The following is an 18,109-nucleotide window of genomic DNA, read 5'->3' on the forward strand; positions in this document are numbered from 1 at the left end:
TTAATTTTGTAGATTTACGCATTTAACTGACTAAGAAGAATATGTTTTAAAGTATTTTCAGCTTTGTTTAATTGGATTGAAGTTTCAAAAGTAGCTTGTGCTTGCCCTGCACCGCCGCCTCCTTTTCCTTCAACTTGTTTTAGTAAATTTTTAATTAGTTCTCCGCAATGCAGATCATTTTTTAGCTGATTAATAAGCAATAATTTTTGCTCTTTTACACTTGAAAAAACTAGTAATGAAGGTTTTTTTGCTTGAATAGCTTTCGCCAGTAACTGTAAGTCTTTAACCGATTCTTCTTCAAAAGTTTTAAAAATGATATCATTCGTTGCATTTAATAGTAATTCGTTAGAAATTGAGTTAAAGATCGTTTCTTTCATTTTCTCGATCTCTTTTTGCGCTTCTTTTAATTCATACATCGTCGTTTCGACTTTATCTTTAACCTGATCAGTATGTGTATTAAATAATTGATTAATATTTGATAATGTTTTACTAGTCTTTTGAATTTCTTCTAGTGCTCTATAGCCACATTTAAAATGAAGTCGAGTAGTTTGTCTTACTTTTTCAGTTTTTATTAATTTTATGAATCCTATTTCACCCGTTTGTTTTACATGCGTACCACAACAAGCAGATAAATCTGTATGTAAAATCTCAACAATTCGTATGTTGTCTTCAACTTTTGGTAATTTGCGTAGTTGAAGCACATTTAATTCTTCTTTGTCTACGAAGTATGTTTTAATTTCAATATTAGCAAGAATCTTCTCATATACTGCTCGCTCAATTTTATTTAATTGTTCAGCTGAAAGAGAAGGTGTATCTAAGTCAATCGTAACTGTCTCTTTTCCTAGATGAAAACTTACTGTAGGAATATCATATAGTTCAATAATTGTTGCCGAAAGTAAATGCTGGCCACTATGATGCTGCATATGATCAATTCTTCGATCCCAATTAATTTCACATCTTGCATCAAGTGTCTCCGGTCTTTTATTTAAGACATGGATTACTTCTTCATCCTCTTCTATTAAATCAATAATTTCAATTCCATTAATCGTACCGAAATCAGATGGCTGCCCACCACCTTCAGGATAAAATGCAGAATCTTCAAGTTTGATATGAAACAAAGAATCAACTTCTTTAATGTCTGTAATTTTAGTAAACCATTTTTTTAAAGAGGGGTGTTCAAAATATAGTTTATTTGCCATGATATTACCTCTAATCTTTTAATTTCATTTAGTTGATGTTTATTTAAATTATATAGAAAGGACATAAAAACTTAAAATAAATTATTTTAATCTTAGCATAATTGACAATTAGACAAATACATTGAGGATGTCCCAAAAATATAAACTTTTTGGGGCATCCCTTTTTTGAGCATAAAAAAATAAGAAAATCGTTCTTTTTGGTATAATTGAGTCACCACAACCAACAACCTGAAAGGAACGATTTTCTTATGTATAAACAGTATAACATGAATCAACTAACTCTTCCAATGGACATTGAGGTATTAATTCCTACTAATCACCTTGCCCGTTTAATTGACACTGCGGTCGATAAAATGGATCCTACTATTTTTTCTTCTTTTCACACAGGTGGTGGCCGTCCGCCCTATCATCCAAAAATGATGTTAAAAGTTATCCTTTATGCTTATTCAAACCGTATGTATTCCTCTAGACAAATTGCGAAACAACTGAAAGAGAATATTGTTTTTATGTGGCTTTCGGGCGAACAACAACCTGATTTCCGTACAATTAACCGTTTTCGAAGCGATCGAATGAAAGACGTAATTTATGAAACGTTCTTTTCAATTGTCGATCTTCTTCGAGCAGAGGGTCTTGTAAAACTTGAGGACTATTTTCTTGATGGTACCAAAATTGAGGCAAATGCCAATAAATACACTTTCGTTTGGCGTAAATCCACGGAAAAATATGATCAAAAACTCGATGAAAAATTCCAACAGATTGTGTTAGGAATTGAAAAAGTGATCCAAGAAGATGAAGATTTAGAACAAGAAACAGACATTGAAGCGAAATTAGAGGAATCACCAATTACGTCCGAAAAAATCGCTGATACCGTGAAAAAGTTAGAGAAAAGACTAGAAAAAGATCCTAAAAATAAGGCGATAAAGAAAGCAAAGCGTCAGTTGGAGAAAGATTTACTACCAAGAAAACTAAAATATGAGAAACAAAAGGCAACATTTCAAAATCGTAACAGTTATTCCAAGACCGATCCCGATGCAACTTTTATGCGAATGAAAGAAGATCATATGAAAAATGGTCAGTTAAAAGCAGGATATAATGTACAAATTGGAACGGAAAATCAATTTATTGTTGGCTTTAGTCTTCACCAACGCGCAGGTGATCCAGGCTGCCTCATCCCTCATTTAGATCTATTGGAAAAGTACAATCGTCCAAAACCAAATTCGATCATTGCCGACTCTGGTTATGGGAGTGAAGAAAATTACGCTCATTGTGAGGAAAAAGAAATAGAGGCTTTTATTAAATACAACACATTCGATAAGGAACAAACTAAGGCATGGAAAAAACAAATTGGTCGTGCTGAAAATATGACTTATGATGAGGAATTAGATGAATGGATTTGTGTAAATGATAAACGACTAGTTTTCCAATATGAAAGTAAAAAGAAAACAGATAACGGTTATGAATCCATTAAACGAACGTATCAATGCGTAGAATGCCCTAACTGCCCGTTCCAAAGCACCTGTGCCAAAGGAAAAGAAATGAAAACGATCCAAGTCTCCATCAAAAATCAGATCCAACGAAAAGACATACGGAAAAGACTATCGACTGAAGAAGGGGATCAAAAATATCGAAAAAGAAAAATTGATGTAGAACCTGTCTTTGGCCAAATAAAACATAATCAAGGGTATAAACGATTTACAATGAAAGGCCTGTCCAAAAATACCACGGACTGGGGTCTAATTTGTGTTGCCCATAATCTAAAAAAATGGGAATCCACTTCCAAAAAACTGAAAAAATAACAAAATAATAAAAGGAAATTCCTCTCCTAAAATCTCCAATTTTATAAAAAACCCTCAAAAAATGATGAAATGAAAAAAACTGCCTCAAAATGTCGTCATTCAATGACCTTTTGAGACAGCTTCTCTTAGAGGTGTAAAATTTGAACGAATTATTTAAAGCATTATCGGATCCAACTCGGAGGAAAATTTTAGATTTATTAAAAGAGAAGGATTTAACTGCTGGAGAAATTTCAGAACAATTCGATATGTCAAAACCAAGTATTTCGCAGCATCTTAAAATATTAAAGTCTGCTCAGTTAATTCAAGATGAAAAGAAGGGTCAATTTATTATTTATTCCCTAAATATGACGGTTTTCCAAGAAATTATTAGTTGGGCATATAGTTTTAAAGAAAAAAATTGAGAGGTGATTTAACTTGAAAAAGCATATCATTGCAATTTTACTATTTATTTGTTCGCTTGTATTATGGATTATTAACTTCCATGATTTACCAAGCCAACTACCAGTTCACTGGGATTTTTCAGGTCATGTTAATAATTACGATTCAAAAATGCAAACGTTTATCGAGCTCCATGTGATCATGCTTTTGGTTTATTTATTACCAATTGTTACTCCGAAGATCGATCCAAGAAAAGAGAATTATAAGTTATTCCAAAGAAGTTTATACTTTATGTCTACAGGGATTCTATTTATTTTCTTTTTAATTAATATGAGTGTTTTATTTTATGGATTAGGTTATAACGTTCATATCGGTTCAATGAGTTTTCTCTTTATTGGTCTTTTGTTTATGTTTCTTGGTAATTATCTGCCTCATGTTCGTTCGAATTATTTTATTGGCGTCCGTACACCATGGACATTAAGTAATGAAACTGTTTGGAAAAAAACACATCGCGTTAGTGGTAGATTATTTATGATTGTTGGTTTATGTTTTTTATTGCTATATTTTATTCCAGTGAGTAATAAAGGAATCATTGTCATTCCATTGATTATATTTTTAGTTGGATTCACAACTATTTACTCATATATTGCCTTTAAAAAGGAAATGAAAAACTAAATTAAGCTATTTATTTACAAAATTTGGTGATTGTTTATGAATTTATTTTAGAAAAAATTTAATTTCCTAATAAAGTATGGTATTGTAAAGAGTAGAGCAAAAGAGTTGGAGGAATAAAATTAAAATGATTACAGTAAGCAATGTAAGTTTGCGTTTTGCGGACAGAAAATTATTTGATGATGTTAATATAAAATTTACACCAGGGAACTGTTACGGTTTAATTGGTGCTAATGGTGCGGGTAAATCTACTTTTCTTAAAATTTTATCTGGTGATATCGAGCCTTCTACTGGTGATGTTATTGTAACGCCAGGTGAACGCCTTGCAGTATTAAAACAAAACCAGTTTGAATATGAAGAGTTTGAAGTGCTTCAAACTGTTATTATGGGTCATACTCGTCTTTATGAAGTAATGAAAGAAAAAGATGCAATTTATATGAAGGAAGATTTCACTGAAGAAGATGGTATGAAAGCTGCAGAACTTGAAGGTGAGTTTGCAGAGTTAAATGGTTGGGAAGCAGAATCAGAAGCTGCGATTTTATTAAAAGGTCTTGGTATTACAGAAGACTTACATTATAAAAAAATGGCTGAATTACAAGCTGGTGAGAAAGTAAAAGTTTTACTTGCTCAAGCATTATTTGGTCAACCTGATATTCTTTTACTAGATGAGCCTACGAATAACTTGGATCTTAAAGCTGTTCAATGGTTAGAAAACTTCTTAATTAACTTTGAAAACACAGTTATTGTTGTATCACATGACCGTCACTTCTTAAATCAAGTATGTACACATATGGCTGATTTAGATTTTGGTAAAATTCAACTTTATGTTGGTAATTATGATTTCTGGTATGAGTCAAGTCAATTAGCTCAAAAATTAATGGCTGACGCTAATAAGAAAAAAGAAGAGAAAATTAAAGAATTACAAGGATTTATCGCTCGATTTAGCTCAAATGCATCAAAAGCAAAACAAGCTACTTCACGTAAAAAACTTTTAGATAAAATTACGCTAGATGATATTAGACCATCTTCTCGTCGTTATCCTTTCGTTGGATTTACGCCAGAGAGGGAAGTTGGTAATGATTTATTAACTGTAGAAGGAATTTCAAAAACAATCGATGGTGAAAAAGTACTAGATAATGTACGTTTTACTGTAAATAAAGGCGATAAAATTGCGTTTGTTGGTAAAAATGACGTTGCAATTACAACTTTATTTAAAATTTTAATGGGTGAGATGGAGCCAGATACTGGTTCATTTAAATGGGGTGTAACAACTTCTCAAGCATTTTTCCCTAAAGATAACTCTGAGTTCTTTGAAAATAGTGATATGAACTTAATCGAATGGTTACGTCAGTTTTCTCCACAAGATGAGTCTGAAAGCTTCTTACGTGGTTTCTTAGGACGTATGCTATTCTCTGGTGAAGAAGTAATGAAAAAAGCTTCTGTTTTATCTGGGGGAGAAAAAGTTCGTTGTATGCTTTCAAAAATGATGTTAAGTGGAGCAAACGTTTTAGTATTAGATGATCCTACTAACCACTTAGACTTAGAGTCAATTACAGCATTAAATAATGGTTTAATTGCCTTCAAAGGTACAGCATTATTTACATCTCATGACCATCAGTTCATTCAAACAATTGCAAACCGTATCATTGAAGTAACACCGAACGGTTTAGTTGATAAAGAGTGCACTTATGATGAGTTCTTAGAGAATAAGGATTTACAAAAGCAAGTAGAAGAGTTATATAATAAGTAAATTTCTCCTTTCACATTTTAGTGAAGCTCTGAGAAATAATCGAAACCACTAATCAAATGATTAGTGGTTTTTCGTACTTTCATCTTGTTTTCATTTTTGCTAAACTATAAAAAAGGAGGAGAACTAATGACTGAGTCAAATGAAAATAAGTTTTATAAAAAATATTTAAAGAAAGCCTCTTCCTATTTAGGAAATAAAGAAAAATCAACAATTTTATTGAAAAAAGCAGCCAAGTTGGCACCAGATAAAAAGGGTGCGCTAGGTGAAGCTTGGGAAAAAGTAAATTTATTTATTGATCTATTTAAATCATATATGAATGGCAGTTATAGAGATATTTCCACCAAATCAATTTTGACAGTGATTGGGGCATTACTTTATTTTGTCAGTCCAATCGATGCAGTACCGGATTTTATCGTCGGATTAGGTTTTTTAGATGACGCTACGATTTTAGCTTATACATTTAAACAAATTAATAAAGATATTGAAAAGTATAAAATTTGGAAAGAAAATAATAACGTAAAAGATGATTCTTCAAATTTAGTGGTAATTGAAGAGTCAAAGCAAGACCATGAGCTAAAAGATTAATATTTGTAAAAGAAAATGTTAAAAAGGTTGCCCATTATTTTATTAATGAGCAACCTTTTTTTATTTCGATTAGTAATGTACATGACTTTTATCTTTTGACCAAACGATGAAAGGGTTTTCAATATCTTTGACATTAATCATTATTTGTTCACTAGGGATCGTTCGATCTTCATATGGAAGTGAAAGTTCCTCATAAATATGTGCATCATCAAATCCAATTTTTGCAGCATCATCTTTTGTGAAAAAATAATATATTTTTGAAATTCTAGACCAATAGGCAGCACTTAGACACATCGGGCAAGGTTCACAACTCGTATATAAGACAGCATCTTTTAATAGATATGTACCTAAATTTTGACATGCGTTTCGAATCGCTTGGACCTCTGCATGAGCGGTTGGATCATTTAAAGTTGTGACTCCATTTACGCCAGCACCAATTACCTTTCCACCTTGGACAATAACTGCTCCAAATGGTCCACCATTCTTATTTAATAAGTTTTCGTAAGCAAGCCTTACACTTAATTTAATCCAATCAGAGTGCTTCAAACATAACACCACCTTTATAGTAATAAGGGCGAAAAGTATTTATTATCTATCTAATCTCTTAAATTAATATAAAGAAGTTTTAATCAAATTCGTTAATCAAATTAAGATTATTTAAATAAACCATTATATAAAAAGGGTATCTTACTTATTTGTACACTCTATTAGCGTATTTAAGAACTTATTTAAGTGATCTATCTGAAATAAATTCATTACTTATAAGAAAAATAAAAATAGAATCATATCATTCAAACAAAATTTTAAATAAGTATTGAATAAGATTAGGAATTTCATAAATATTCAAAATGTCGAATGATTTATAAAGAAAAATAAAGGAATTATTTGAACGAAATTAGAATATTTAAACGGTTACTAATTTTTTTTAGGATGTGTTTCGAATGAAGAATTTCGGAAATAATATTCAATTGCAAGTGTATAGTAGTGGAAAAAAAAGTGAGATTCCTGTTAGATTTGAAGACTTAGAAAAGTTAGCACAAGATCAGTTAGAGGAAGGGCCATTTTATTATATAGCAGGGGGCGCGGGTAGCGAGCGCTCGATGAATGAAAATCGATTAGCATTTGATAAGTGGAAAATTGTACCGCGAATGTTACGTAATGTGGCTGAGCGTGATATCAGTATTAATTTATTTGGTAAAACATATAATTCGCCAATTTTATTTGCTCCAATCGGTGTCCAGTCGATTGCGCATCCAGAAGGGGAACTTGAAGCTGCTAGAGCAGCAGCAGAATTGAATATTCCATACATTACTAGTACTGCATCAACTTACTCATTAGAAAAGGTTGCAACTGTTCTAGGTGATTCACCTAAATGGTATCAACTATATTGTAGTAGCGATATGGAAATAGCAGCAAGTATGATGAAACGTGCAGAAGCAAATGGCTACGAGGCGATTGTTATTACGCTTGATACCTCAATTATGGGGTGGAGAGAAAAAGATATTGAAAATGCCTATTTACCATTTTTACAAGGGCAAGGTATTGGTAATTACTTAGAGGATCCTGTATTTCGCTCACGATTAAATAAATCACCTGAAGAAGATCCGCAGTCAGCCATTCTATTATGGACAAGACTTTTTGGTAACCCTGCGTTAACATGGACTGATTTAGCATTTTTGCGAAGTCAAACTAAGTTACCAATTTTATTAAAAGGAATTTTACATAAGGACGATGCGATGCTTGCACTTGAATATGGTATGGACGGCATTGTCGTTTCGAATCATGGTGGAAGACAAGTTGATGGAACAATTAGTACTTTAGATGCATTAGAGACTATTTGTAGTGAATTAAAAGGTAGATTACCAATTTTAATGGATAGTGGCATTAGAAGGGGATCAGATGTATATAAAGCTTTAGCAATCGGTGCTGATGCAGTATTAATTGGTCGACCGTATATGTATGGCCTAGCGCTAGCGGGTAAAAATGGGGTAAGTCAAGTAATGAAAAATATTTTAGCTGATTTTGATTTAACGATGGCTTTATCCGGACAAAAAAGTATCAGCGAATTAAATCCATCATTGTTAGTAAAAGAAAAACTTAGTACGCATTTTTAACAAAAAAAAGAGCGTCCTCAGGAAGTGCTTATGCTGATGATCGCTCTTTATTATTTATGCTGCGTTCTTTACTTCAGTATATTCTTTAACGAAAAACTTCTCCGTAACACACCCAATTACAAAACCGATAAAACCAGGTAGGATCCAACCGAATCCTTTACTTTGCATTGGAATAATCGATAATAATTCGTTTAGTCCGTTATTTAGTAATGATGAATTGATAATCTCGATTAAGCTATAAATTCCAACAAACAATATTGTTACGAAATAAACAGGTCTACCTTTAAATGGTAATTGATCGTGTAATAGTGCTAGTACAATCAGTGCAATTGCCACTGGATATAAAAGACCTAATATTGGAACGGATACTTTTAATATTTGTGTAAGTCCTAGATTTGCTACGAAGCCACTAATGAAACATAATAAGATTGCCCATTTTTTATAAGATAATTTTGGGAAAATACTATTAAAATATTGAGAACATGATGTAATTAAACCAATACATACACTTAAACATGCAAGTGTAAAAATAAGTCCTAAAACAATCGTTCCACCATTACCAAATAATTGCTTCATGACAATCGTTAAGACGATTGCTCCATTGTCAATTTGTCCTGGAATCGATGCCGATGCACCTAAGTAGCCAATTATAAAGTAAGTCATCGATAATAATAATGCACAAATTAAACCGAATATAATTAAATACTTAATTTGTAATTTTTGATTTGTAACATTTAATCTTTTAAAAATATTGATGAAAACAATTCCGTAGATTAATGCACAAATCCCATCCATTGTTTGATAGCCATCTAGTATTCCTTGTGAGAGAGGATTAGATTTGTATGTTAAGGAAGCATCCTTAAAACTAGCTAGGTCTGTAAACATTGCTTTAATAAAAACAATTAAAATTAAGATTAGTAAAGCAGGAGTTAGTATTTTACCGAATCTGTCAACTAATTTTGAAGGTGATTTAGCAAACCAATAAACGATACTAAAAAACACAATCGTATAAACGAATAGTCCTAAAGGCGAAACAGCCAAACCTTCAGACAGAAATGGTTTAACACCCATTTCATATGCTAGACTACTAGCTCGCGGAATAGCAAGGCCAGGTCCAATTGACAGGTAAATGGCCATCGGGAAGAGGAGTGCAAAAATAGGATGTACTCTTTTTACAAGCGTATCAAAATTACCGGATTTCGCGATCGCAATAAAAGCTAAAATCGCAATACCCGCATCCGAAATAATAAATCCAATAATTGCTTGCCATACATTTTCTCCGGCTGTTTGTCCAATGTATGCTGGGAAAATTAGATTACCAGCACCAAATAACATGGAAAACAACATAAATCCAATAAACAGTATTTCTTTTTTTGTTAAAGTATTCAAATAATTCACCTCAACCATAGTTACTTTTAAAAATGATTTTCTCATTCTAACAAAGATTTACTCTATTTACTACAAAATCTATTAAAATTCTTAAAATTTTAACAAATAATGAAAAAAATTTTCTTTTTTCCCATTTTTTATTACTTAAAGCATAAGAAAACTTGTCCTCTAACTATATATACTTATAGGCTTTTTTAAGGGAGGACTAGAATGATCCAATTTCAAAATATCTCTTTTAGGTATTCAAGTGGAAAAAGTGCCGTTTCTGATTTATCTTTTACAATTCAAACAGGTGAGTGTTTTGTGTTAATTGGTCCTAGTGGCTGTGGAAAAACAACAACTATTAAATTAATAAATAGATTAATTAAACCAACTGACGGTGAAATTTTTTATCGTGATAAAAACATTAAGGATTATGATGAACATAGCTTGAGGAGAGAGTTTGGATATGTACTTCAACAAATTGCACTATTTCCCCATTTGAATGTTGAAGAAAATATTTCAATTGTGCCAGAATTAAAAAAATGGAATAAAGCACAAATAAAAGAGCGCACTCGAGAATTATTAGAATTAGTAAACTTAAGTCCTATAGAGTTTTGTAAAAGACCGGTCTTTGAGTTATCTGGTGGTCAACAGCAGCGGGTAGGTGTAGCAAGGGCTTTAGCAGGGAATCCAGATCTATTATTAATGGACGAACCATTCAGTGCATTAGATCCGATTACTAGATTACAATTACAAAAGGAACTTAAACAATTAAAAACAAAGATTAATAAAACGATTCTTTTTGTTACTCATGATTTAGACGAAGCATTTTATTTAGGAGACAGAATCGGGATCATGCACGATGGTGAGTTAGTTCAAGTAGGTACGAAGGATGAAATTTTAAATACTCCAGTCAATCCTTTTGTTGAACAATTTATTGACAATTATCGTGGTAAAGCTGTTGTAAAGGAGTGGGTTTAAAATGTTTCTCACATCATTTACAACGACGCTTGGAAATAGAAAAGAACAGTTATTAACGGCTTTGTTAGAGCATATTCAAATTTCAGTGTTTGCACTAATTATTGCAATAATGTTAGCCGTCCCAATTGGCATTTATTTAACGAAAAAGAAAGTGCTCTCTGAATTTGTGATAGGAACTACAGCAGTTATTCAAACGATACCCTCATTGGCGCTGTTAGGGATATTAATACCATTAGTGGGGATTGGAAAGATTCCAGCAGTAATTGCGTTAAGTGTATATGCATTATTGCCGATCTTACGAAATACATATACCGGAATTAAGGAAATTGATCCAATTTTATTAGAGGCTGCAACTGGGTTAGGAATGAACGGTAGACAAAGACTTTTTAAGGTTGAATTACCATTAGCATTACCAGTTATAATGGCAGGAATCCGAACTGCGATGGTTATAATTGTTGGAACTGCAACAATTGCTGCTTTAATAGGAGCTGGTGGATTAGGTAGTTTAATATTATTAGGTATTGATCGTAACGATATGAATTTAATCATCATCGGAGCAATACCATCAGCACTTTTAGCCATTATGTTTGATTTTATTTTAAGATTAATAGAGAAGAAGAGTTTTAAAAGTTTTTCATTAAGAATTATTACTGCTAGTTTTATTTTATTAGCATTATTATTTTCTCCATTAACGATTAAGTCTTGGAATAAAACGGAATTAGTAATTGCTGGGAAATTAGGTGCTGAACCAGAAATAATAATGAATATGTATAAATTAATGATTGAGGATGAAACAAATCTAAACGTTGAAGTCAAGCCAAACTTTGGTAAAACAACATTTGTGTTTAATGCATTAAAAAAAGGTGATATTGATATTTATCCAGAATATACAGGTACCGTCGTTTCGACATTTTTGAAAGAAAAGGCTGTTAGTAGTGATGCAAATGCAGTATATGAACAAGCTGCAGAAGGTTTAGCAAAAAAGTATAATTTGAGTTATTTAAAACCTATGAAATTTAACGACACATATGCATTAGCTGTTCCAGAGCACATTTCAAAACAATTTGGAATCGATTCAATTTCAGACACAACTAGAGTGGCAAATCAGTTAAAAGCAGGTTTCACTTTAGAGTTTACAGATCGTGAAGACGGATATTTAGGATTGCAAAAATTATATGGACTAAAGTTTCAACATTTAAAAACGATGGAGCCAAAATTGAGATATGACGCAATCCAATCGGGGGATCTCTCGATTATTGATGCCTATTCAACTGATAGTGAGCTCCAAAGTTATCACATGAAAGTATTAGTTGATGATAAAAATTTATTCCCACCATATCAATGTGCACCACTTTTGCGAGAAGAAACACTTAAAAAACATCCCGAAGTTGAAATAATATTAAATAAATTACAAAATAAAATAACGAATGATGAAATGCGTGAAATGAATTACAAAGTTAATGCTGGTGGAAAATCTGCCGAAAGTGTAGCTAGAGAATTTTTGAAGGAAGAGGGTTTGCTAAAATAAACGAAATGGACTGTCTTATTGATCAGGTGAACTGCTCTAAGCGGCACTTGCTGTTCTATCAAAGTAAATAGTGTCGATCTTTTATTTAGTAGTAAGCGAAAAAAAAGAGGGTTGCCTAAAAACTAAGGCTACCCTCTTTTTGTTATCATACGATAAGAACTTTAGTGTTTAATCATTATAGGCTCCAGTTAACATCTCACTTACAAACGCATCATTTTCCCATTCTTCATAAGAGAAGTCTACTGAATACCCTTGATCGGATTTTTCGTCGTCTTTAATCTGAATGTCAAAATGATTACTCATTACTTTCAACACTTCATTGATTTCGTTAACAGTCCCATTAATTTGTAAAGTAGCCATTTTTTACTCGCCTCCGATTTTAATTTACAGAAAATTCTGTATAAATTAACCATATGATAATCCTTTTAAAAACATTTTTCAAGAGTAAAATTTTGTCGAAAAATTATTTTGAAAAAATGTAAAGGTTTTCATTGTTGATTTACCAATATTTATACGATTTTTGAATAAATTATGAATTTTAAATTTTCTAAAAACTTGTTGATTTATTTTGTAGATTGGAATAAAGTAAGTACAAATATTTTAACTCTTGAGGAGGATTAACCGTGACAGAGCAACAGATTTTTTTAAATGGTGAATTCGTTCAAAAACAAGATGCAAAAGTTTCTGTATATGATCATGGATATCTATATGGAGATGGAGTATTCGAAGGGATTCGCGTTTATGATGGCAATGTATTTCGTTTAAAAGAACATCTTATTCGATTATATGAATCAGCAAAATCAATTTTATTAACAATTCCTTATTCTTTAGAAGAGTTAACACAAATTGTAGTTGATACTGTAAATCGAAATAGTTTACATAGTGGTTATATTCGACTCGTCGTCTCAAGAGGTGAAGGCAATCTTGGGTTAGATCCAACTTCTTGTCCAAGAGCAAATGTAGTTGTCATTGCTGAACAACTTGCTCTGTTTCCACAAGAACTATACGAAAATGGTATGGAAATTGTAACAGTAGCAACAAGAAGAAATCGAAGTGATGTATTAAATCCACAAATTAAGTCTTTAAATTACTTAAATAACATATTAGTAAAAATTGAAGCGAAACTAGCTGGTGTTCAAGAAGCACTAATGCTAAATGATCAAGGCTTTGTAGCTGAAGGTTCAGGAGATAATGTCTTTTTAGTAAAAGGGAATAAGTTAATTACTCCACCAAGTTCAGCAGGTGCATTAGAAGGAATTACGCGTAATGCAATTATGGAACTAGGTGAAACTTTAGGTTATGAAGTTGAGGAAAAATTGTTCACTAGACATGATGTTTATGTTGCCGATGAAGTTTTCTTAACAGGAACAGCAGCTGAAGTAATTGGCGTATCTAAGGTAGATGGACGTGTGATCGGTGATGGAAAACCGGGCCCACATACCCAAAGATTATTAAAAGCATTTCGTCAATTAGTAGTAGAAGATGGAGAAAAAATTTACGTAAAACAAGGGTGATAAATTGTGCGAAGTGACATGATCAAAAAAGGAATCGACCGAGCGCCACATCGGAGCTTATTATTAGCGGCAGGTGTTAAAGAGGAAGATTTTAATAAACCATTTATAGCGATTTGTAATTCATATATTGATATTGTTCCAGGTCATATTCATTTAAGGGAAATGGCTGATGTTGTAAAACAAGCAATTCGAGATGCTGGTGGAGTTCCATTTGAGTTTAATACGATTGGTGTCGATGATGGAATTGCAATGGGACATATCGGAATGAGGTACTCTTTACCAAGTAGGGAAATCATTGCCGATGCAGCCGAAACTGTTATTAATGCACATTGGTTTGATGGCGTATTTTATATGCCAAACTGCGATAAAATCACACCTGGAATGCTAATGGCAGCTGTTCGTACAAATGTACCAGCAGTTTTTGTATCAGGTGGGCCAATGGCAGGAGGTCTATCTAAAGATGGAAAGGCTCTATCTCTTGTTTCAGTATTTGAAGGTGTAGGTGCTTTTAAATCAGGAAAAATGAGTGTAGAAGAATTACTCGATATTGAAAAGTCAGCATGTCCTACATGTGGATCATGTTCTGGGATGTTCACAGCAAATTCAATGAATTGCATTATGGAAATGCTTGGTGTAGCACTACCGTATAACGGGACTATACTTGCAACTAGTAAAGAGAGACATCAATTAATCCGTGATGCAGCAATTCATCTAATGGATTGTATTGAAAATGATATAAAGCCAAGGGACATTATTACAAAAGAGGCAATTGATGATGCATTTGCACTAGATATGGCAATGGGTGGATCTACAAATACTGTTTTACACTTAATGGCTATCGCAAATGAAGCAGGAGTTGATTACGACTTAAAAGATATAAATGATGTAGCTAGAAGAGTACCTTATTTATCTAAAATTAGTCCCGCCTCACACTATTCAATGCATGATGTTCATTTAGCAGGTGGTGTACCAGCAATAATTAAAGAGCTAACTACTATTCCTGGAGCCATTAATAGTGACCGCATTACAATTACGGGAAAAACTTTATTCGAGAATGTGCAAGAAGCTACAATCTCCAATAGTGAAGTGATTCGTAAAAAAGAAAATCCTTATTCACATACAGGCGGATTATCAATCTTACATGGGAATTTAGCCCCAGACGGAGCAGTTATTAAAGTAGGTGCTGTTGATCCTTCAATCCAAACATTTATTGGTGAAGCAATTTGTTTTGACTCACATGATGAAGCGGTTGAAGCAATTGACAAAGGTCTCGTTAAAGAAGGGCATGTCGTTGTCATTCGATATGAGGGTCCAAAAGGTGGGCCTGGAATGCCTGAAATGCTAGCACCAACTTCTTCAATTGTCGGAAGAGGTTTAGGAACAAAAGTTGCGTTAATTACAGATGGTCGTTTTTCGGGTGCTACAAGAGGAATTGCTATCGGACATATTTCTCCAGAAGCGGCTGAAGGTGGACCAATTGCATATATTGAAGACGGCGATGAAATCATCATCGATCTTTTATCAAGAAGTATCACATTATCAGTATCAAACGAAACATTAGAATTTCGTAAAAATACAAATATATTACATGAACCAAAAGTTAAAACGGGTTATTTAGCAAGATATGCCAAGTTAGTAACATCTGCTAATACAGGCGGAATATTAAAAATATGAAAAAGCATTGAAAGAGAAAAGTAGTTATGAAAAGGATCTTCAGAGAGTCGGTGGCTGGTGTGAACCGATGACCTTGATTAATGAAACTCACTCTTGAGTGTCAAGCTGAATTAATTTGTAATGTAGGCTTGAACGTTGGTCACGTTATAACCAGATTTTGGTTAGCCAAAATCCCAAAGTTAGGTTATTAACCTAAGAAGAAGGGTGGTACCGCGAAAAGTCTTTCGCCCCTTCAGCATCTGCTGAAGTGTGGAGTTATGGCTTTTTTTATTGCGAATAAATGGGTAAATCTTATCCGAAAATGGAGGGAAAAGTAGAAATGAGTCATCATTCGATGAGAACTCTGTCAAAAGAATTGTCAGGTGCAAATTTACTAATTGATGCTTTGAAAAATGAAAATGTTGAAATGATTTTTGGTTACCCTGGAGGGGCAGTATTACCATTATATGATGCACTTTATGATGCTGATATCCCTCACATACTTGCAAGACATGAACAAGGGGCGATCCACGCTGCAGAAGGATATGCACGAGTGACTGGTCGTCCAGGAGTTGTCATTGCAACAAGTGGACCAGGTGCAACAAATGTAGTCACTGGTTTAGCAGATGCAATGATGGATTCATTACCACTAGTTGTTTTCACTGGTCAGGTTGCTACAAATGTAATCGGAACGGATGCCTTTCAAGAAGCAGATGTGATTGGAATTACAATGCCAGTAACAAAACATAACTACCAAGTGCGTAATGTTGAAGATGTCCCACAAATCGTAAAAGAAGCATTCCATATTGCTTCAACAGGCCGCCCAGGTCCAGTCGTTATTGATCTACCAAAAAATATGATGGTTGAAAAAGGAGTGAAAAAAGACGAAGTAGAAGTTCAATTACCGGGTTATCAACCGACTTATGAACCAAATTATATTCAAATAACAAAATTAATAGAAGCGATTGAAAAAGCTAAAAAACCAGTCGTTCTAGCTGGCGCAGGTATATTACATGCAAAAGCAGCTGATGAGTTTACCGAATTTATCAAAAAGTACAATATCCCAGTTGTCAATACGCTATTAGGACTAGGTGGTTTTCCAGCAAATGAGGAATTATTCCTTGGAATGGGTGGTATGCACGGAACTTATACAGCAAATATGGCAATGTATGAAAGTGATTTACTAATTAACATTGGAGCAAGATTTGATGATAGGCTGACGGGTAATTTAGCACACTTTGCTAAAAATGCGATTGTAGCACATATCGATATAGATCCTGCCGAAATTAACAAAGTTATTCCGACAAATATTCCAATCGTTGGATGTGCTAAAGAAGTTCTAAAAGTTCTATTAAAACAAAAAGTAGATAAACAAAATCATAGTGAATGGTTAGAACTACTTAAAAGTCGTAAAGAGTCGTTTCCACTGCAGTATGAACCGAGTAGAGAAGTCATTAAACCACAAACTGTCTTAACTATACTCCATTCGATTACAAAAGGGAAAGCGACGATTTCCACAGATGTAGGTCAACATCAAATGTGGGCGGCACAGTATTATCCTTTTGACGAGCCACATAAATGGATTACATCAGGTGGACTTGGAACGATGGGATTTGGATTACCTGCTGCTATTGGTGCACAATTTGCAAAGCCTGATGAATTAGTTGTCGCCATCGTAGGTGATGCCGGATTCCAAATGACATTGCAGGAATTGAGCATGATCAAAGAACATAATTTACAAGTTAAAATTTTAATTTTAAATAACGCAGCATTAGGAATGGTAAGACAGTGGCAATCCGCATTTTATAATGACCGCTTCTCTAGTTCTCTATTAGACTGCCAGCCTAGTTTCACGAAACTTGCTGAAGCTTACGGTATTAAAGGGATTACAATATCCGATCCAAATTTAGTTGAAAGTCAATTAAGAGAAGCAATTGAATTTGACGGACCAGTTTTAATTGATTGTCGAGTTCATCAAGCTGAAATCGTTACGCCAATGGTTCCTCCTGGTAAAGGAATACATCAAATGGAAGGGGTGAAATAATGAAGCGAGTCATTACATCAACTGTACTAAATAACAGTGGCGTACTTAACCGAATTACAGGAGTGATTTCAAGAAGACGTTTTAATATCGAAAGTATTTCTGTAGGACATACTGAACAAAATCATATTTCAAGAATTACGTTTGTCGTACATGTAGAGGATTTACAACAGGTTGAACAATTAATTAAACAACTTCATAAGCAAATTGATGTGATAAAAGTAGCAGATATAACAGAAGAGTCAGTTATTGCTAGAGAACTAGCCTTAATAAAGGTAAGTACAAATGCAACGACAAGAAATGAAATTTATAGTCTAATTGAACCATTTAGAGCCTCGGTTATTGATGTAAGTCGTGATCAGATTGTCGTTCAAGTAACTGGTACTCCTGATAAGGTAGAGGCTTTGATTGAATTATTAAGACCTTTCGAACTAAAAGAAATAGCTCGAACAGGTGTAACCGCATTTACTAGATCCACTAAACATAAGGAGCATGCTCAAAAGCTACTCTCTTATTAAATAAAAATA

16 protein-coding genes and 1 other annotated feature are annotated in these 18,109 nt (G+C 33.3%); of the genes, 12 read left to right on the forward strand and 4 right to left on the reverse strand.

Annotated elements, in window-relative coordinates; translation table 11 throughout:
• Positions 1 to 14 precede the first annotated feature (14 nt).
• Positions 15 to 1,199 (reverse strand): alanyl-tRNA editing protein, encoded by a 1,185-nt coding sequence (locus ACSBO6_RS09415; protein ID WP_498844537.1) that lies wholly within the window; start codon positions 1,197 to 1,199, stop codon positions 15 to 17.
• Between the two features lie 248 nt (positions 1,200 to 1,447).
• Between ACSBO6_RS09415 and ACSBO6_RS09420 the strand changes: the two genes are divergently transcribed.
• From ACSBO6_RS09420 to ACSBO6_RS09440, 5 genes are all read left to right on the forward strand, one after another.
• Entirely contained in the window at positions 1,448 to 2,995 is a 1,548-nt protein-coding gene (locus tag ACSBO6_RS09420; protein ID WP_498843510.1) for an IS1182 family transposase, read from the forward strand.
• 140 nt (positions 2,996 to 3,135) lie between these two features.
• Positions 3,136 to 3,396, forward strand: coding sequence for an autorepressor SdpR family transcription factor (locus ACSBO6_RS09425; protein WP_098429484.1), 261 nt, complete (start codon positions 3,136 to 3,138; stop codon positions 3,394 to 3,396).
• Positions 3,397 to 3,409: 13 nt separating this feature from the next.
• Complete coding sequence (locus ACSBO6_RS09430; RefSeq protein WP_098848158.1) at positions 3,410 to 4,048, forward strand: SdpI family protein; 639 nt, start codon at positions 3,410 to 3,412, stop codon at positions 4,046 to 4,048.
• 124 nt (positions 4,049 to 4,172) lie between these two features.
• Positions 4,173 to 5,795: an ABC-F family ATP-binding cassette domain-containing protein gene (locus ACSBO6_RS09435; RefSeq protein WP_098848160.1), complete on the forward strand. Its 1,623-nt coding sequence runs from the start codon at positions 4,173 to 4,175 to the stop codon at positions 5,793 to 5,795.
• Between the two features lie 126 nt (positions 5,796 to 5,921).
• A complete protein-coding gene (locus ACSBO6_RS09440) occupies positions 5,922 to 6,380 on the forward strand; it encodes a YkvA family protein (RefSeq protein ID WP_098848162.1) in 459 nt (152 codons plus the stop codon).
• A 69-nt stretch (positions 6,381 to 6,449) separates the two neighbouring features.
• On the opposite strand, the gene ACSBO6_RS09445 is transcribed toward ACSBO6_RS09440, so the two are convergent.
• Positions 6,450 to 6,926 carry a nucleoside deaminase gene (locus ACSBO6_RS09445; protein WP_098848164.1) on the reverse strand — a complete coding sequence of 159 codons (477 nt, stop codon included), beginning with the start codon at positions 6,924 to 6,926 and terminating at the stop codon, positions 6,450 to 6,452.
• 395 nt (positions 6,927 to 7,321) lie between these two features.
• Between ACSBO6_RS09445 and ACSBO6_RS09450 the strand changes: the two genes are divergently transcribed.
• Positions 7,322 to 8,494, forward strand: coding sequence for an alpha-hydroxy-acid oxidizing protein (locus ACSBO6_RS09450; RefSeq protein ID WP_498844538.1), 1,173 nt, complete (start codon positions 7,322 to 7,324; stop codon positions 8,492 to 8,494).
• Positions 8,495 to 8,548: 54 nt separating this feature from the next.
• Here the strand turns inward: ACSBO6_RS09450 and brnQ are convergent, their stop codons facing one another.
• On the reverse strand, positions 8,549 to 9,883 hold the full coding sequence (gene brnQ, locus ACSBO6_RS09455; RefSeq protein WP_498844539.1) for a branched-chain amino acid transport system II carrier protein: 1,335 nt from the start codon (positions 9,881 to 9,883) through the stop codon (positions 8,549 to 8,551).
• Positions 9,884 to 10,093: 210 nt separating this feature from the next.
• Here brnQ and ACSBO6_RS09460 point away from each other — a divergent pair, with 210 nt between their 5' ends.
• A complete protein-coding gene (locus tag ACSBO6_RS09460) occupies positions 10,094 to 10,846 on the forward strand; it encodes an ABC transporter ATP-binding protein (RefSeq protein WP_098848170.1) in 753 nt (250 codons plus the stop codon).
• Between the two features lies 1 nt (position 10,847).
• Complete coding sequence (locus ACSBO6_RS09465) at positions 10,848 to 12,374, forward strand: ABC transporter permease/substrate-binding protein (protein ID WP_498844540.1); 1,527 nt, start codon at positions 10,848 to 10,850, stop codon at positions 12,372 to 12,374.
• Between the two features lie 168 nt (positions 12,375 to 12,542).
• Here the strand turns inward: ACSBO6_RS09465 and ACSBO6_RS09470 are convergent, their stop codons facing one another.
• On the reverse strand, positions 12,543 to 12,734 hold the full coding sequence (locus ACSBO6_RS09470) for a hypothetical protein (RefSeq protein ID WP_098848174.1): 192 nt from the start codon (positions 12,732 to 12,734) through the stop codon (positions 12,543 to 12,545).
• 263 nt (positions 12,735 to 12,997) lie between these two features.
• Here ACSBO6_RS09470 and ilvE point away from each other — a divergent pair, with 263 nt between their 5' ends.
• The 4 genes from ilvE (at position 12,998) to ilvN (ending at position 18,100) form a co-directional block, all read left to right on the forward strand.
• Entirely contained in the window at positions 12,998 to 13,888 is an 891-nt protein-coding gene (gene ilvE / locus ACSBO6_RS09475; RefSeq protein ID WP_098848176.1) for a branched-chain-amino-acid transaminase, read from the forward strand.
• A gap of 6 nt (positions 13,889 to 13,894) precedes the next feature.
• On the forward strand, positions 13,895 to 15,562 hold the full coding sequence (gene ilvD / locus ACSBO6_RS09480) for a dihydroxy-acid dehydratase (RefSeq protein WP_498844541.1): 1,668 nt from the start codon (positions 13,895 to 13,897) through the stop codon (positions 15,560 to 15,562).
• Positions 15,561 to 15,797: a binding site (T-box leader), on the forward strand. Its footprint overlaps the gene before it by 2 nt.
• Before the next feature lie 99 nt (positions 15,798 to 15,896).
• Positions 15,897 to 17,585: an acetolactate synthase large subunit gene (gene ilvB / locus ACSBO6_RS09485; protein ID WP_286138480.1), complete on the forward strand. Its 1,689-nt coding sequence runs from the start codon at positions 15,897 to 15,899 to the stop codon at positions 17,583 to 17,585.
• Positions 17,585 to 18,100, forward strand: a complete 516-nt coding sequence (gene ilvN, locus ACSBO6_RS09490; RefSeq protein WP_498844542.1) for an acetolactate synthase small subunit — start codon at positions 17,585 to 17,587, stop codon at positions 18,098 to 18,100. Before ilvB ends, ilvN begins: the two co-directional genes overlap by 1 nt.
• Positions 18,101 to 18,109: the final 9 nt, after the last annotated feature.

The sequence above is a fragment of the Bacillus sp. AL-1R genome, assembly GCF_052180195.1.
Taxonomy (GTDB): Bacteria; Bacillota; Bacilli; order Bacillales; family Bacillaceae_G; genus Gottfriedia.

Bases quoted from the DNA above. Each gene is read 5' to 3' on its own strand.
- ACSBO6_RS09415 (WP_498844537.1), bottom strand. From the start codon at position 1,199: ATGGCAAATAAACTATATTTTGAACACCCCTCTTTAAAAAAATGGTTT.
- ACSBO6_RS09420 (WP_498843510.1), top strand. From the start codon at position 1,448: ATGTATAAACAGTATAACATGAATCAACTAACTCTTCCAATGGACATT.
- ACSBO6_RS09435 (WP_098848160.1), top strand. From the start codon at position 4,173: ATGATTACAGTAAGCAATGTAAGTTTGCGTTTTGCGGACAGAAAATTA.
- ACSBO6_RS09440 (WP_098848162.1), top strand. From the start codon at position 5,922: ATGACTGAGTCAAATGAAAATAAGTTTTATAAAAAATATTTAAAGAAA.
- ACSBO6_RS09450 (WP_498844538.1), top strand. From the start codon at position 7,322: ATGAAGAATTTCGGAAATAATATTCAATTGCAAGTGTATAGTAGTGGA.
- ACSBO6_RS09460 (WP_098848170.1), top strand. From the start codon at position 10,094: ATGATCCAATTTCAAAATATCTCTTTTAGGTATTCAAGTGGAAAAAGT.
- ACSBO6_RS09465 (WP_498844540.1), top strand. From the start codon at position 10,848: ATGTTTCTCACATCATTTACAACGACGCTTGGAAATAGAAAAGAACAG.
- ACSBO6_RS09470 (WP_098848174.1), bottom strand. From the start codon at position 12,734: ATGGCTACTTTACAAATTAATGGGACTGTTAACGAAATCAATGAAGTG.
- ilvB (WP_286138480.1), top strand. From the start codon at position 15,897: ATGAGAACTCTGTCAAAAGAATTGTCAGGTGCAAATTTACTAATTGAT.
- ilvN (WP_498844542.1), top strand. From the start codon at position 17,585: ATGAAGCGAGTCATTACATCAACTGTACTAAATAACAGTGGCGTACTT.